This is a genomic window from Agromyces sp. Soil535 (genome assembly GCF_001428255.1).
GTDB lineage: Bacteria > Actinomycetota > Actinomycetes > Actinomycetales > Microbacteriaceae > Agromyces.
The window spans coordinates 85,889-99,723 of sequence record NZ_LMRW01000025.1 but is presented as its reverse complement, the minus strand read 5'-3'; the positions used below and the strand labels follow the sequence as shown (position 1 = coordinate 99,723).

The window sequence follows — 13,835 nt, the reverse complement described above, 5'->3', positions numbered from 1 at the left end:
CCGCCCGCGGCATCCCTCGCTCGCCTCAGGACGCGGTGAAGGGCACGCGCTCCCAGCTGAGCACGTCCTCGCCGGGTCCGGAGTTCGGCTGCACGGCGACCCGCAGCCATTCGTGGGACGTCGCCGCGCCTTCCACGGTCACCCGGCGAAGGGTGTCCGCGCTGTCCTGCCCGTAGATCTCGAGCCAGGGCGAGCCGGCCGCCAAGGGCGAGTCATCGTTGTAGATGTGGCTGTCCCCGTTGAACAGGTAGACCTCGCCACCGAACTCCCGGGAGCCATTCGCAAGCGCCTCGACGATCGGGCGGAAGCCGCTCACCAGCTCCGGATGCTCGGCGACCCCCATCCGAAGCAGGAACGGGTCGAACATGTCCGCCTGCGTCATGACGACGACCGCCCGCGCATTGGTCGCCTTGGCGTCGGCGAAGGTACGCTCCAGCTGCTCCACGTCGGCCGCGTTCCGGGATGCGACCTCCTCCAGCTGGGCGGCGGTGGGCTCGATCATGCCGAGGCCCGTCCAGGGCATCAGCGAGTTGTTGGAACCCTGGACGTTCAGCACGGAGAAGGCCACGCGCTGCACGCCGAACGTGACGTTCTCCGGCAGGGCGGAATCAGGTACGGCGACCGGCATGTTCGCCCCGAGGGTCTTGCCCGGGTTCGAGAAGAACAGGGAACGCAGCGCGTCGAGGCGTTCCAGCGGATCATAGGAGCCGTTGTTGGTCCGGTGGCAGTCCACCCACTCGTTGTCGCCGGGGGTGTAGACCAGCGGGGCCTCGAAGCGGTCGAACTGGGCCTTGATCGCGGCGAAGTACTCGTCCGTGCACAGGGCCGATCCCGCCTTGATGTCACCCAGGTGCGAGACGAAGCGGAGATCCTCCTGCTCGTTCAGCTCGGACACCATCGCGGGGAATCGGGCGAACTGATCGGAGCCGTAGGGCACGTCCCCGATCACGGCGAAGCTGAACGACTCGTCCTGCGGGGCATCCGACGATCCGGTTGCGGCCTGGGCCGGCACGGCAGTCGACACGATGAGGGCCAGCGCGGCGGCGACCCCCAGGAGTGGCACGGTTCTGGACAGCGACATCGGGGCTCCATAACGGGTGGGGGTGGGTAGGTCCGGGTGACCGCCACGGTAGGCACGGCAGGCGACGGCGCTGCGAAGCCCAGGTGGCTCTCCGGTGAACAACCACCCGCTCTCGCGGGGAACGGCGCCCGCGAGCGCCGCTAACGCTTCTTGGCGGCGTCGATCTGGTCGCGACGCAGCAGGATGATCCGGTCGACGAGCGAGTCGGGCAGCGGATGCTCCGGCGTGAACCGGATCGTCCCCTTCGACCACGAGAAGCTGCCGAGCTCGCCCTCGACGGTCGAGACCACCTCGGGACTGAACGGGTACAGGCCGATGTGGTCCTTCGTGGACATCAGGCTCAGCAGCGGAGAGTCCCGGTAGCGCAGCGCCGGCATCCCGTAGCTCATGCCCTCGACCGCCTCGGGAACGAGCGACACGGCGCGCGCCCGGATCCACTCCATGAGGTCGCGCTCGGGCGCCTCGAGTCCTGCGATGTAGTCGCTCATCTCCCCCATGACGTCACATCGTACGCTGAGGGATCCTGGGCAGGCAGGTGCACGTCACGACGGAGCCTCGGGTCCGGACGTGCGCCTCGGCGTCGTCGTGCGACGGCTCGCCGCTGCCCGAGGCAGAGCACGAGCATGATCGCGCACGAGACGAGGTAGAACGTGTGCAGCGCCCAGATGGGACCGAAGGGCAGGCTGAACACGTAGAGCGAGTACACGGCGTTGGCCGCGTTGATCATCGCGATGCTCGAGAGGCTGTACGACGAGACATCCCGAGTCTGCAGCGCCTTGCGCAGCATCGGCAGGTTGCTGACCGCGAACACGACGGTCGAGACCGTGCCGGCGATCAACGGGATGTCCATGGCCGCAACGCTAGGCGCGGCATCCGTTCGGCCGCGTCGACTGAAGCGCCCATCTTCTCTTGGCGGTGCGCATGGGTCATTCTGTGTAGTGCGTGGTTTCCTGCGGGTCTGTCGACCGCGATCAGACGAGGCCGTTCTCGTAGGCGTAGGAGGTCGCCGCAGCCCGCGTCGAGAGTCCGAGCTTGCCGAAGATGTTGCTGAGGTGGCGAGCGACGGTCTTCTCGCTGAGCGAGAGCCTCGCGCCGATCGCGCGATTCGTGAGCCCCGTCGACACCAGTCGGAGCACCTCGACCTCGCGCGCCGTGAGCATCCCGGCGGGGCGATCTCCCATCAGGTCCGCCAGCTCCGCGAGCGCCGGATCCGCTCCGAGCGCGGCGAACACCTCGCGTGCGCCACGGAACTGGGCGAGCGCGGCGTCTCGGTCATCGAGTCCCAGGTGCGCGCGGCCCGCCGTCACCATGCTTCGAGCGCGTTCGTAGGGTGCGCCGAGATCCTGCCATGCGCTCGTCGCGTCGCGCGCGGCGGCGAGCGCCGCCGTGGGGTCACCGGCGGCGACCAGCACCCGCGCCTCGGCAGCGGCGACGGTCGCGACGAGCATCGGAGTGGGCGTGGACCCGCCCGGCCCGCGGAGCTCATCGACGGCACGCCGGGCCGCATCGAGGTCACCCGCGGCGACCTCGATCTCGACGATGGCCGGCAGCAGGAATCGGCGAGTGAACGGGTCGGCGCCTGCTGCGCTGCGCCGGATCTCGTCCTGAGCACGCTGCGCCCTCCCGACGGCGAGATGGAGCAACGCGAGCCCCGGTTGCGGCTCCCAGCCCGATTCACCGGCTCGCCGATAGTACTCCTCGGCGGAGTGGAAGGCGCCGCGCAACCGCCCGAGCTCGGCGAGTTGGTAGGGCGCACCGTAGACGGCCCGGTAGTCGCCGGCGCGGAAACGCGACAGGGCGAGCTCCGCAGCGGTCGACGCCTCCGCCCATGCGCCTCGGATCAGGAGCAACATGGCCTCGAGCGCATGACGCTGCCCGCTGAAGGTGATCAGGTCGGGTTGATCGCGGCACCAGCGATCGAGCACGCCCGTCCATTCCGTGGCGCGCTCCAGGTCGAACGCCATGACGGCGTCGGAGATCACGGCGCAGGAGATGACGCCCGCCGGCACCGGCGCGACGTCGCCGGCCGCGACCGCGGCCATGGCACGGTCGAAGCACCCGAATCCGTCCGCGACGGCGCCGACCTCGATCAGCGACTTGCCGAGGCCGAGCAGCGTGACCGCGGCGAGTTCGCGGTCGTCGTGGCGCTCCGCGATCGCGAGCACCTCCTCGAACTCCTGCCTCGCCTCGGCCGGATTCCCACTGCCGAGCTGCGCGACGGCCGGCGCCAACCGCACGAACCCGGCCAGCGCGCCCGGCTCCGCCATCGCGCTCACGAGCCGCATCGCGCGGGCCGCCCACGCGACGGAGCGCGTGAAGTCACCGAGTTCGATCAGGTTGAGGGCCAGCCAACCCGCGGAGCGCGCGGCACCCGCGGTGTCCTCGCCTGCGAGATGCGCCTCGTACGCCCGCGACAGCGCGTCGACCGAGGCCGGCGGTTCTCCCCGTAGGAGCGCGACCGTGGCGAGCAGGTCGAGATCGGATGCCGCGAGCCCGTCGGTCGCGTCGACTCGGGCGAGGAGCTCGTACGCGTCGGCCCAGCGCCGCTCCGCCGCGGCCGCGCGGCCCGCGTCGAGTGCGCTGGACGAGGTCATGTCGCTCCCACGCCGGTCGCGCCCCCTCGGAGCCGGTGCCGGCGCCCGTCATCGTGCGGGAACGGTACCGCCGAACCGAAGGGCTCCGCAAGGCCGGTTCGCGGGCAACGTCGCGCAACCGCTCACGATCGGCCGGCGCACCACATCGTACGCTGGAGGGGTGATCCGCAGGCGAGTGGTGGTGCACGGCGCGGTGCAGGGCGTGGGGTTCCGGTACACCGCACGGATCGTGGCCGACGGCCTCGGAGTCGCGGGCTGGGTGCGGAACCGCCGCGACGGCACGGTCGAGGCCGAGGTCGAGGGCGACGAGGCATCCGTGCAGGCCATGCTCGACTGGCTCGCAGAGGGACCGCCGGGCGCGTTCGTCCGCAGCACCGAGGTCTCCGAGGCCGACCCCACTGGCGAGCGGAGCTTCCGGGTCACGTTCTGAGCGGATGCCGCGCCCGCGTCACCCATCGATCGGCGCGAGCACCAGGCCGTCGACGACGATCGACGTCGGCCCGTCGAAGCCCTGCTCGAACACGGTCGCGAACGCGAGCGACGCCGTGATGTCGCCGGTGCCGAGATGCCCGGGGAACACGAGCACTCCGCTCCGCGTCTGCCCCGGCGGGATCGTCTCGTTCCAGCCGCTGCGGAACGGGTCGGCGCCGAGGGTCGTGCCGTCAGCCGCTGACAGAGTCGCATTCCCGAACACGGGGAGCGTGATCGTGTTGGCGAGGCCGTTCACCACCGTGATCTCGACCCGCGTGAAGTCCTGCGTGTGCTCGACGCTCTGCACCGTCGTGGTCACGCCCTGCGCGTCCACGGTCACCGGGCCGCCGACGAGGCGGTCGGGGCCGGTCTGGTTTCCGGTGATGAACGCGGTCGCGGTCGCGACGCCCCAGGCGATCGCGACCCCACCGCCGCCGATGAGGAGCACCGCGACGAGGACACCCACGAGCACCGGCACGCGACGCTTCGGCCTCGCCCCGTAGCCGGTCCCCACCGGCGGCGGCGGGACCGGGGCTGTTGCGGATGCCGCGGAGGTCGGCACCGCTTGAGGTGATGCCGGCTCGGGCTCGCGGGTCAGCGACTGCCTGCCCACGTCGACGAGCGCCGCCACCATGCCCACGAGCGGCGCCGCCAGCCACGGGCCGATCCCGGTCCAGTCGGTGGCGAAGTTGATCACGACGCCCGCGGCGAGCAGCACGAGGTTCGCGAGGCCGCCCACGAGCACGACCCGTCCGAGCCGGACCCGACGACGGGGTGCGCGGGTCACGGCAGGTGCGGACGCCGCTGCTGGCGTCGGCGCGGCAGCCGGCGAGCCCCCCGCAGTGTGAGTCGGGGCCGCGCCGACCGTGGCAGGCGTCTCGAACCGCACTGCGGCCGCACCCAGACGCACTTCGTCGCCTGAGACCAGCCGACGACCCGACTCGAGCCTGACGCCGTTCACACGGGTGCCATTGGTGGATCCGAGGTCCTCGATCATCGCCTCGCCGCCCTCGAGCGTCAGCGCGGCGTGGCGACGGCTGACACCCGCGTCGTCCAGGACGATGTCGGACCCGACGTCCCGTCCGATGATCCAGCGGCCGTCGGGGATCGCGATGCGCTCGCCGGTGCGCCGCCCCTCGACCACGACGAGGGACGGAAGCGTTGCGGCATCGGACCCGGTCACCGCGTCGATCTCCTTCGACCGGCCACGCGGATGCGCGGCCTGATCCGGACGCTACTCCTCCGCCGCCCCCGCCACGACCGTGCAAGCCCGCCCGCGTCGACGTGCCTGGCCCGGGATGCCGCATGCGATGTTCACGATCCCGCCAACGCACGGCCCATCGGGTGACACCTGCGGTGCATAACGTGACGAAGCGTCACCCACTCATCCACTTCGAATGGAGTAGTTCCGTGCGCAATCGAATGGTCACCGGCGCCCTGTGCGCCACCGTCTTGATCGGCGTCGCGCCGGTCGCCGCGGCGAGTGCCGCAAGCGGCCCCATGGGCTTCGACCCGATCGCCGGATCGGCCTACGACGAGGCCAGCACGACGTGGTCGGAGCCGTACGTCGCCCCCGAAGGGTTCACCCAGGCCCTCGTCGCCGACGAGACCGTCCTCGACATCTACGCCGGCGAGGACGACCTCACCGACATGAACGTCACCAACGAGACCGGGCCCGAAGCCGGGCGCTACCTGTACCGCACGCACGAGGTGGGCGCCAACGGCTCGGTCTCCGTCGTCGACCTCCAGACCGGCGAGGCGAAGGTGTTGGAGCAGCAGGAGTACTACAACCGTCTCGACGGCCTCACCTGGACCCCGTGGGGCACCCTCCTCTTCGCCGAGGAGACCGCCGGCGGTCACGTGTACGAGGCGTTCCTCGACCCGAAGGACCCGACCGTCGTCACCCACGTCGAGGAGCGTACCCAGCTCGGCATCCTCCGCCACGAGGGCATCGGCGCGGACGCCGACGGCTCGGTCTACGTCATCGACGAGCTCAACGGCGGCTCGATCTACAGGTTCGTGCCGACCGTGCGCGGCGAACTTGGTGCCGGCCAGCTGTACGCGCTCAAGCTCACCGAGCTCACCGACGCCGAGCAACTGTGGAACCAGGCCACCTTCTCGCAGAAGGTCGGCGCGTTCGAGTGGGTCGCCCTCGACCAGGCGCAGGTCGCGATCGACGCGGATGTCGCGTCGAACGCCGTGGTGGCGACCGAGTTCGGCCGTCCCGAGGACGTGCAGCTCATCGGGCAGAAGCTCTACGTGGCGAACACGTCCGAGGACCGCGTGATCGAGATCGATCTCGCGAAGCAGACGGTCTCGGGCTTCGTCGAGAAGGGCGTGAACGTCCCCGCCGAAGACCAGGGCGCCGAGGTGACCGGGTTCAACAACCCCGACAACCTCGCCAAGGGCCCAGACGGACGTCTCTGGATCGTCGAGGACAACGACTTCAGCGACGTCTGGGTCACGGATCTCGACAAGGACTCCGACGGGCGCGCCGACACGGTCGAGCTCTTCGCGTCGCTGAAGGACCAGACCGCAGAGACGTCCGGCGTCTACTTCGGCAAGGACCCGAACACGGTGTACCTCAACATCCAGCACCCCGGCAAGGAACTCGCCGACGGCACCTGGGCGATCAGCAAGGACTGACCACAGCAGCGTCGACCTGCGACGGGCCTCGCCGGCGGACCGGTGGGGCCCTTCCTCGCCCACGGAGTGCCGCGACAAACATCTTGACCGGGCGGTCAATCAGTTCTACCGTGTGAATTAACCCCATACGGGGCCACCGACCCCGAGGAGGCTGGTTTCTATGAAGCAATGGACACGATGGGAAGACTGGGTGGCGATCGCCGCCGGTCTCGCCGTGGCACTGTCGACGCTGTTCCTGGCACCCATGGGAGCATCCGTCGCGATCATGGTCACGCTCGGCGTGCTGCTCGTGATTTCGGGCGTCGTGAACCTCGCGTTCCCAGGCATGGTCGCGATGGAGTACGTCCAGGGCGCTCTGGGCCTGCTGTTGATCATCTCGCCGTGGGTCGGCGGATACGTGGACACCACGACATTCGGTGCCGCGTGGATGTCGTGGATCTGCGGAGCGATCGCCGTAGTCGTCGCCGCGCTCGCCGTCAGGCCGAGCATGAAGGCGCACCACGACGCGATCACGCACTGACCGTGCCGATTCGGGGACGGCAGGCACCCCTGCCGTCCTCTCCAACCGTCCGGAGTTCGTCTTGACGGAGACTCCCGGAGCCCGCGTGCGCATTCTCGACGCGGCCGAGCTGCTGTTCGCCCAGCGCGGCTTCGATGCCACGCCGACCTCGAGCATCGCGAAGCTGGCAGCGGTGCCCAAAGGGCTGCTGTTCTATTACTTCCCCACGAAGTCCGACCTTCTCTGCGCGCTCGTGGCGGAGAGGCTCGACACCGGACCCATCGACCCGAACGCGCTCATCGAGCCGGGCGACCCCGCTCGCGCTCTCCTGAATCTGGCGACGAAGCTCTCCGAGATCGAGGAGGACTCAGCCGTGCTTCGGGTGATCATCTGGCGCGAGCAGCGCACGCACCCCGAGGTGAGGGCCAAGCTGCACGAGCATCGCGGTCGGGTGCAGGCCATCGTCGAGCGCGTGCTCAGCGGGAGCGTGCTCAGGCCCATCGCCGCTCGTACGCTCCACGCCGCAGCCGCGGCCTGGGTGGCGATCCTGACGATTCGGCCGCTGGCCGACCACAAGGACTCCCCCACCGACGACACGGCGACGGACCTTCCGGCACTCGCAGAGCTGATCTGCGCCGGGCTGGGCGCCTCGGCGCTTGCGTGACCTGGCTTGCGTGTCATGGGAAGACGCGCTGCATCGTCGTGCCTCTGACGCTGTCAGTTCCAGAACACCCGGTCGCTGCGACGACGAAGGGCCCGCCGGCGAACCGGCGGGCCCTTCGCAAGACAGCGAATCAGATCGCGTTGACGTCCAGCGGGATGCCGGGGCCGAACGTGGTCGACACGGCGCCCTTCTGGATGTAGCGGCCCTTGGCGCTCGACGGCTTGAGACGCACGACCTCTTCGAGAGCGGTCTTCAGGTTGTCGTCGAGCTGCTCCAGCGAGAACGACGCCTTGCCGACGACGAAGTGCACGTTGGCGTGCTTGTCGACGCGGAACTCGATCTTGCCGCCCTTGATCTCCTCGACCGCCTTGGCGGGGTTCGGGGTCACGGTGCCGGTCTTGGGGTTCGGCATGAGGCCGCGGGGGCCGAGCACCTTGCCGAGACGGCCGACCTGGCCCATGAGCTCGGGCGTGGCGACGGCGGCGTCGAACGACGTGTAGCCGCCGGCGACCTTCTCGATGAGCTCGGCGCCGCCGACCTCGTCGGCGCCCGCCGCGATCGCGGCCTCGGCCGCGGGACCGGTCGCGAACACGATGACGCGGGCGGTCTTGCCGGTGCCGTGCGGGAGGATGACGGTGCCGCGCACCATCTGGTCGGCCTTGCGGGGGTCGACGCCGAGCTTCAGCGCGACCTCGACGGTCGAGTCGAACTTCGCCGAGCCGGTCTCCTTCGCGAGGGCGACGGCGTCGGTCGGGGTGTAGAACTTGCCGGTCTCGATCTTCTCGACCGCGGCCCGGTAGGCCTTGGACTTCTGTGCCATGTTGATTCTCCTTGAGAGAGTGTGGTCATCTGCGCCTGGCGGGCGCTGCCACGAATGAGAGTTCTGTGGTGAGCGGATGCCGCGGCATCCACTCCGCCGGTCTCGAGACGCCTACGGCCTCCTCAACCAGCGGAAGGTCCTTACTCGACCGTGATGCCCATCGAACGGGCGGTGCCCGCGATGATCTTCGAGGCGGCGTCGAGGTCGTTCGCGTTGAGGTCGACCATCTTCGCCTCGGCGATCTCGCGCACCTGCGACTGGGTCAGCTTGCCGACCTTGTCGGTGTGCGGGACGCCAGAGCCCTTGGCGACGCCGGCGGCCTTCTTGATGAGCTCGGCGGCGGGCGGGGTCTTCAGGATGAAGGTGAACGAGCGGTCATCGTAGACGGTGATCTCGACGGGGATCACGTTGCCGCGCTGCGACTCGGTCTGCGCGTTGTAGGCCTTGCAGAACTCCATGATGTTCACGCCGTGCTGACCCAGGGCCGGGCCGATGGGCGGGGCCGGGTTCGCGGCGCCGGCCTTGATCTGAAGCTTGATCAGACCAGTGACCTTCTTCTTCGGTGCCATGATTTCTCTCTTTCTGATCGAACGCCCAGGGACCTGGGCACTCTCCCGCGTTCCCGGCCATTCCGGGAGGCGGTGGTCCGTGTGTTGAATCAGCTCTGTCTGACGCAGCACAACCCTCCGATGATACCGGAGGGCCGCCGCGTCGTGGTTGTGAGTACTAGAGCTTGGTGACCTGGTCGAAGCTGAGCTCGACCGGGGTCTCGCGCTCGAAGAGCGAGACGAGCACCGTGAGCTTGCCGCTCTCGGGCTTGATCTCGCTGATCGTGCCGGGAAGGCCGGCGAACGAGCCGTCCTTGATGGTGATGGTCTCGCCGACCTCGAAGTCGACCTCGGCGGGGATGGCGCGGGCCGCGCCGGCGGCCGCACCGGCCTTCGCACCCTTGGCGGGCGCGACGTCCTTGATCTCGACGAGGCTCTTCAGCATGCCGAAGGCCTCCTCGAAGCGCAGCGGGGTGGGGTTGTGCGCGTTGCCGACGAAGCCGGTGACCCCCGGAGTGTGGCGGATGACCGACCAGCTCTCCTCGTTGAGGTCCATGCGCACGAGCACGTAGCCGGGGATGCGCACGCGGGTGACCATCTTGCGCTGGCCGTTCTTGATCTCGACGACGTCTTCCATCGGCACCTCGACCTGGAAGATGTAGTCGGCCATGGCCATCGACTCGCGGCGCTGCTCGACGTTCGCCTTCACGCGACGCTCGAAGCCGGCGTAGGAGTGGATGACGTACCACTTGCCGGGGAGGAAGCGCAGTTCGCTGCGGAACTCCTCGTACGGGTCGACGATGTCCTCGGCCTCCTCCTGGGTGGCCTCGGCTGCGGCGAGCGCCTCGTCCTCCGAGTCGATGTCGAGCGCGTCGTCGATCACGGCGTCGGCCTCGGGGTCGGCCGCCTCGGCCATCGCGTCGAGCACGGCGTCGAGGTCGATGTCGTTCCCCTCGTCGTCGACGATGTGCACCGCACGGTGCTCGGCCGGCTCGACCGACGCCTCGTCGTGCTCGAGCGAGCTGCCCTCCTGGGCCTCGTCGTCCTCCGCGGCCTGCTCTGCAGCCGTGGCCCAGTCGACGTCGTCGCGCTCAGTCTTCGACACTTCTCAATTCCTTCTGTTCGTTCCGCCCTCGGGCGGCCGGATGTTCGGGCCGAACGGCCCGATCAGGTAGCCGGCGTTCCGAAGACGTACAGTACGACCCAGCCGAATATCTGGTCGAGGCCCCACACGAGCGCCATCATGATGATGACGAAGACGAGCACCACGACCGTGAAGCTGACGAGCTCCCTGCGGGTGGGGGTGACGACCTTCTTCAGTTCGGCGATGACCTGCCGGATGAACAGGGCGATCCTTGCGAAGGGGTTCCGCCGCGCCGCGCGATCGCGCTTCGCGTTGGCGACGACATCCTCGCTGGGTTCGTCGATGATCTTCCGTGCCACCTCGTACACCTTTCGTGGGCCGGCATTCACTGCCGGCTCGCAGGGCGGACAGGACTCGAACCTGCAACCTGCGGTTTTGGAGACCGCTGCTCTACCAATTGAGCCACCGCCCTATGGAACGACCGGGGCTCCGGCGTATTCCACGGGAGTTTCGGACAGCACAAGTCCACCACGTTCTTCTGGGAGGTAAGCCCGAAAATAGGCGCAGACAAGCTTGGCTGACTTCAACAACCTCAGCAAGTGTATGCGACGCCGGAGGCAGAGTAAAGCCGAGCGGATGCCGCGCACGCGCGTCGGGACGAAGGACCCATGGCGCCCGCCTCAGCCCCGCTAGCGTGACGGCCAGCACCTCGCGCCGACGCGATCCACGTGCGGCGTTTCGCCGAGAGCAAGGGAGCGGTGCCAAATGAGTGACACGCAGGTGACCGGCTGGGTCGGATGGGGCTGGTTCGCCGGCATCGTCCTGATCATCGCCGGTGCGATCGACCTCTTCTACGGCTTCATCGCCGTATTCATGCCGAACAGCTCGTACTTCGTCGTCACCGAGGGGCAGCTGGTGCTGTTCGACGTGTCGTCATGGGGCTGGTGGCACATCGTGTTCGGCGCCGTGCTGATCCTCGCCGGCCTCGCGCTCTTCACCGGCGCCACGTGGGCGCGCGTGCTGGCGATCATCCTCGCGGCGATCAACGGCATCGGCCACCTCGCCCTGATCCCGGTGCAGCCGTGGTGGTCGCTGATCGTGCTCGCGCTCGACGTGCTCGTGATCTACGCGCTCACGGTGCACGGGCGGGAGTTGAAGGCCGCTCGGGCCTGAGACACGCCGGCACGCGGCATCCGTGGTCGTCAACTTCACCTGATCCGCGTGATGCCGCGGCGCCGGCCGCTGCCCTAACGTTTCCGCAGCACCACCGCGCCGCCGCGAGTGCCCGGCGCATCCACCGAGGAAGGGAGCGGTTCCATGAGTGACACCGAGGTGACCGGCTGGGTCGGATGGGGCTGGTTCGCCGGCATCGTCCTGCTCATCGCGGGCGTGTTCAGTGGATTGCACGGCCTGACCGCGCTGCTCGCACCCGGGAGCGCCTACTTCGCCCAGGTCGAGGGTGGGCTCATCGTCTTCGACGTCACCGGGTGGGGCTGGTGGCACCTGATCACGGGCATCCTGTTGATCCTCGTGGCCGGCGCGCTCTTCTCGGGCGCCACGTGGGCCCGCGTCGTGGCGGTGATCCTCGTCGCCATCAACGGCATCGGGCAGCTGTTCACGATCCCGACGCAGCCGTGGTGGTCGCTGATCGTGCTCACGCTCGACGTCCTGATCATCTATGCGCTCACGGTGCACGGCCGCGAGCTGAAGACCAGCGCGCGCTGAGACGCGGCACCTGAGCCGCGGCATCCCCTCCGACGAGCGGATGCCGCGGCTCATGCGTGTGCGGATGTCGTTGCGCGCCGACGACGTCGGCCTAGATTGGGAAGCAGCCCCCGGCGCGGCATCCGTCGCGTGCGACCGGACGAGCGGAGGGCCCCGATGATGGCAGAGCGGGCGGCGCGACGCGTCGCCGAGCCGCGAAGCAGCGTGGAGGTCACCGGCGAGCATTCGCAGTTCCGGCTCGACCTCGAGCGGATCCGCTTCTCGCCGTACTTCTCGCGCCTGTCCGCGGTCACGCAGGTGATCGCTCAGCCCGACGCGGGCCCGCTGATCCACAACCGGCTCACCCATTCCATCAAGGTGACGGCGGTGTCGCGCGCGATCGCGGTCGGATTGACGGATGCCGCATCACCGGCGTACTCGCTCGCCGTCGAGCACGGGTGCGACGCGGTGGTCGTGCAGGCGGCGGCGAGCGCACACGATCTCGGGCACCCGCCGTTCGGTCATGTCGGCGAGCGCGTCCTCGACCGGCTCGCCCGCGAGACCCTCGGCCTCGCGGACGGCTTCGAGGGCAACGCGCAGACCTACCGGATCATCGCCACGCTGGATGTGACGGAGGCCGCCCCGCACGGGCTCAACCTCACGGCCGCCGTTCGGGCCGCGATCGCGAAGTACCCGTGGACCCGCTTCGTCGATGCCCGCGCCTTGGGCGGCGGTCCGCTGCCCCGCGGGATGCGCCGCGCCGACGGCGGCGTGGACATCGTGAAGTTCTCCGCGTACGACCTCGACGCCGTCGACCTCGTCGAGGCCCGCCGCGGACTCCCGCCGCTGGTGCAGTCGCTCGAGTGCTCGGTCATGGACATCGCGGACGACATCGCGTACTCGATCCACGATGTCGACGACTTCTACCGTGCGGGCCTGCTCAGTCATGGCGCGGTGGCGCGGGAGTTCCGGGGCTGGATCGAGGGATCCGGCGAGCTCCGCGGCCTCGACGACCAGGCGCTCGCGCTCCGCTCCGCCCCGCCCGGCTCAGCCCTGGAGGGCCTGCGGCGCAAGCTCCACCGCAGCGATGCCTGGGTCGCCGCCGACGATGCGTTCGCCGAAGCCGTGGACGTCGTCGCCGACGACCTCGTCGACGGCCTCCTCGCGATCCCGTTCGACGGTTCGATCGCCTCGGAACGAGCGCTCTCGTCGTTCACGAACCGCTGGATCAGCCACCTGCAGACCTCGGTCGTCCCGGCTCCGGCCGGCGAGGCACGCACCGGCCCGGTCACCCTCGACCGGCTCGCCTGGCACGAGGTGGAGGTGCTGAAGTTCGTCCACCGCCACTTCATCCTCGACCGAGCCGACGTCGTGATGTACCAGCGCGGGTTGAGCCGCGTGCTGACGCGCGCGGTGATGGGCCTCACCGCCTGGGTGACCGACGACGTGGACCGTGCCCGCGTGCCCCAACGGCTGAAGGAGCTCGTCGAGATCGCCACCGACGGCTACGCGCGGGTCCGTGCTGCGAGGCCCGAAGGGATGCCGATCCCGGCTGTGGGCCAGGTCACGCGGCTCGGGGTCGGCCGTGGCGTCGTCGACTACGTCGCGTCGCTCTCCGACGATCAGGCCCTGGCGGTCTCCGAGGCGATCGACGGTCGACCCGACCGGCTCTGGGACATCGGGCACAACCTCTGACGGAGGAGCAGCGTCGCGCCCGGCACCGC

16 protein-coding genes and 1 tRNA gene are annotated in these 13,835 nt (G+C 69.3%); 7 read left to right on the top strand and 10 right to left on the bottom strand.

Translation table 11 applies throughout. The annotated features are described in order from the left end of the window. Positions 1-25 precede the first annotated feature (25 nt). From ASG80_RS17605 to ASG80_RS17590, 4 genes are all read right to left on the bottom strand, one after another. Positions 26-1,081 carry a metallophosphoesterase family protein gene (locus tag ASG80_RS17605; RefSeq protein ID WP_056733120.1) on the bottom strand — a complete coding sequence of 352 codons (1,056 nt, stop codon included), beginning with the start codon at positions 1,079-1,081 and terminating at the stop codon, positions 26-28. Positions 1,082-1,221: 140 nt separating this feature from the next. Further along, positions 1,222-1,578 (bottom strand): iron chaperone, encoded by a 357-nt coding sequence (locus tag ASG80_RS17600; protein ID WP_056733118.1) that lies wholly within the window; start codon positions 1,576-1,578, stop codon positions 1,222-1,224. Beyond that, positions 1,566-1,931, bottom strand: a complete 366-nt coding sequence (locus tag ASG80_RS17595) for a hypothetical protein (RefSeq protein ID WP_235508378.1) — start codon at positions 1,929-1,931, stop codon at positions 1,566-1,568. The genes ASG80_RS17600 and ASG80_RS17595 overlap by 13 nt, the downstream gene beginning before the upstream one ends. Before the next feature lie 121 nt (positions 1,932-2,052). Beyond that, entirely contained in the window at positions 2,053-3,675 is a 1,623-nt protein-coding gene (locus tag ASG80_RS17590; protein WP_056733116.1) for a LuxR C-terminal-related transcriptional regulator, read from the bottom strand. A gap of 160 nt (positions 3,676-3,835) precedes the next feature. Here ASG80_RS17590 and ASG80_RS24580 point away from each other — a divergent pair, with 160 nt between their 5' ends. Next, positions 3,836-4,105, top strand: a complete 270-nt coding sequence (locus ASG80_RS24580) for an acylphosphatase (protein WP_056733114.1) — start codon at positions 3,836-3,838, stop codon at positions 4,103-4,105. 18 nt (positions 4,106-4,123) lie between these two features. Here the strand turns inward: ASG80_RS24580 and ASG80_RS17580 are convergent, their stop codons facing one another. Further along, positions 4,124-5,329, bottom strand: a complete 1,206-nt coding sequence (locus tag ASG80_RS17580; protein WP_056733112.1) for an FHA domain-containing protein — start codon at positions 5,327-5,329, stop codon at positions 4,124-4,126. 227 nt (positions 5,330-5,556) lie between these two features. Between ASG80_RS17580 and ASG80_RS17575 the strand changes: the two genes are divergently transcribed. The 3 genes from ASG80_RS17575 to ASG80_RS17565 all read left to right on the top strand — a co-directional run bounded on the left by ASG80_RS17575 (position 5,557) and on the right by ASG80_RS17565 (position 7,955). Then, positions 5,557-6,792, top strand: coding sequence for an alkaline phosphatase PhoX (locus ASG80_RS17575; protein ID WP_235508377.1), 1,236 nt, complete (start codon positions 5,557-5,559; stop codon positions 6,790-6,792). 160 nt (positions 6,793-6,952) lie between these two features. Continuing rightward, positions 6,953-7,312: an SPW repeat protein gene (locus tag ASG80_RS17570; RefSeq protein ID WP_056733108.1), complete on the top strand. Its 360-nt coding sequence runs from the start codon at positions 6,953-6,955 to the stop codon at positions 7,310-7,312. 61 nt (positions 7,313-7,373) lie between these two features. Next, the gene (locus ASG80_RS17565) at positions 7,374-7,955 is read left to right on the top strand and encodes a TetR/AcrR family transcriptional regulator (protein WP_056733105.1); all 582 of its coding nucleotides are present in this window, start codon (positions 7,374-7,376) and stop codon (positions 7,953-7,955) included. 130 nt (positions 7,956-8,085) lie between these two features. Here the strand turns inward: ASG80_RS17565 and rplA are convergent, their stop codons facing one another. The 5 genes from rplA to ASG80_RS17540 all read right to left on the bottom strand — a co-directional run bounded on the left by rplA (position 8,086) and on the right by ASG80_RS17540 (position 10,879). Then, complete coding sequence (gene rplA / locus ASG80_RS17560; RefSeq protein WP_056733103.1) at positions 8,086-8,775, bottom strand: 50S ribosomal protein L1; 690 nt, start codon at positions 8,773-8,775, stop codon at positions 8,086-8,088. A gap of 140 nt (positions 8,776-8,915) precedes the next feature. Then, the gene (gene rplK / locus ASG80_RS17555; protein ID WP_056733102.1) at positions 8,916-9,344 is read right to left on the bottom strand and encodes a 50S ribosomal protein L11; all 429 of its coding nucleotides are present in this window, start codon (positions 9,342-9,344) and stop codon (positions 8,916-8,918) included. Positions 9,345-9,501: 157 nt separating this feature from the next. Beyond that, positions 9,502-10,428: a transcription termination/antitermination protein NusG gene (gene nusG / locus ASG80_RS17550; RefSeq protein WP_056733100.1), complete on the bottom strand. Its 927-nt coding sequence runs from the start codon at positions 10,426-10,428 to the stop codon at positions 9,502-9,504. 62 nt (positions 10,429-10,490) lie between these two features. Then, positions 10,491-10,766, bottom strand: a complete 276-nt coding sequence (secE, locus tag ASG80_RS17545) for a preprotein translocase subunit SecE (protein WP_056733405.1) — start codon at positions 10,764-10,766, stop codon at positions 10,491-10,493. A gap of 40 nt (positions 10,767-10,806) precedes the next feature. Further along, a tRNA-Trp gene (locus ASG80_RS17540) sits at positions 10,807-10,879 on the bottom strand. 293 nt (positions 10,880-11,172) lie between these two features. On the opposite strand from ASG80_RS17540, the gene ASG80_RS17535 reads away from it, so the two are divergent. The 3 genes from ASG80_RS17535 to ASG80_RS17525 all read left to right on the top strand — a co-directional run bounded on the left by ASG80_RS17535 (position 11,173) and on the right by ASG80_RS17525 (position 13,806). Next, positions 11,173-11,580: a hypothetical protein gene (locus ASG80_RS17535; protein ID WP_056733097.1), complete on the top strand. Its 408-nt coding sequence runs from the start codon at positions 11,173-11,175 to the stop codon at positions 11,578-11,580. Between the two features lie 144 nt (positions 11,581-11,724). Beyond that, a complete protein-coding gene (locus tag ASG80_RS17530; RefSeq protein ID WP_056733095.1) occupies positions 11,725-12,132 on the top strand; it encodes a hypothetical protein in 408 nt (135 codons plus the stop codon). Between the two features lie 156 nt (positions 12,133-12,288). Further along, positions 12,289-13,806: a deoxyguanosinetriphosphate triphosphohydrolase family protein gene (locus ASG80_RS17525; protein ID WP_056733093.1), complete on the top strand. Its 1,518-nt coding sequence runs from the start codon at positions 12,289-12,291 to the stop codon at positions 13,804-13,806. The last annotated feature ends 29 nt before the right edge of the window (positions 13,807-13,835 follow it).

What these genes read in the sequence shown, in the direction of transcription:
- ASG80_RS17600 (WP_056733118.1), bottom strand. Translation starts at nt 1,578, where the DNA reads ATGGGGGAGATGAGCGACTACATCGCAGGACTCGAGGCGCCCGAGCGC.
- rplK (WP_056733102.1), bottom strand. Translation starts at nt 9,344, where the DNA reads ATGGCACCGAAGAAGAAGGTCACTGGTCTGATCAAGCTTCAGATCAAG.
- ASG80_RS17590 (WP_056733116.1), bottom strand. Translation starts at nt 3,675, where the DNA reads ATGACCTCGTCCAGCGCACTCGACGCGGGCCGCGCGGCCGCGGCGGAG.
- ASG80_RS17525 (WP_056733093.1), top strand. Translation starts at nt 12,289, where the DNA reads ATGATGGCAGAGCGGGCGGCGCGACGCGTCGCCGAGCCGCGAAGCAGC.
- ASG80_RS17570 (WP_056733108.1), top strand. Translation starts at nt 6,953, where the DNA reads ATGAAGCAATGGACACGATGGGAAGACTGGGTGGCGATCGCCGCCGGT.
- ASG80_RS17530 (WP_056733095.1), top strand. Translation starts at nt 11,725, where the DNA reads ATGAGTGACACCGAGGTGACCGGCTGGGTCGGATGGGGCTGGTTCGCC.
- ASG80_RS17605 (WP_056733120.1), bottom strand. Translation starts at nt 1,081, where the DNA reads ATGTCGCTGTCCAGAACCGTGCCACTCCTGGGGGTCGCCGCCGCGCTG.
- ASG80_RS17535 (WP_056733097.1), top strand. Translation starts at nt 11,173, where the DNA reads ATGAGTGACACGCAGGTGACCGGCTGGGTCGGATGGGGCTGGTTCGCC.
- rplA (WP_056733103.1), bottom strand. Translation starts at nt 8,775, where the DNA reads ATGGCACAGAAGTCCAAGGCCTACCGGGCCGCGGTCGAGAAGATCGAG.
- ASG80_RS17595 (WP_235508378.1), bottom strand. Translation starts at nt 1,931, where the DNA reads ATGGACATCCCGTTGATCGCCGGCACGGTCTCGACCGTCGTGTTCGCG.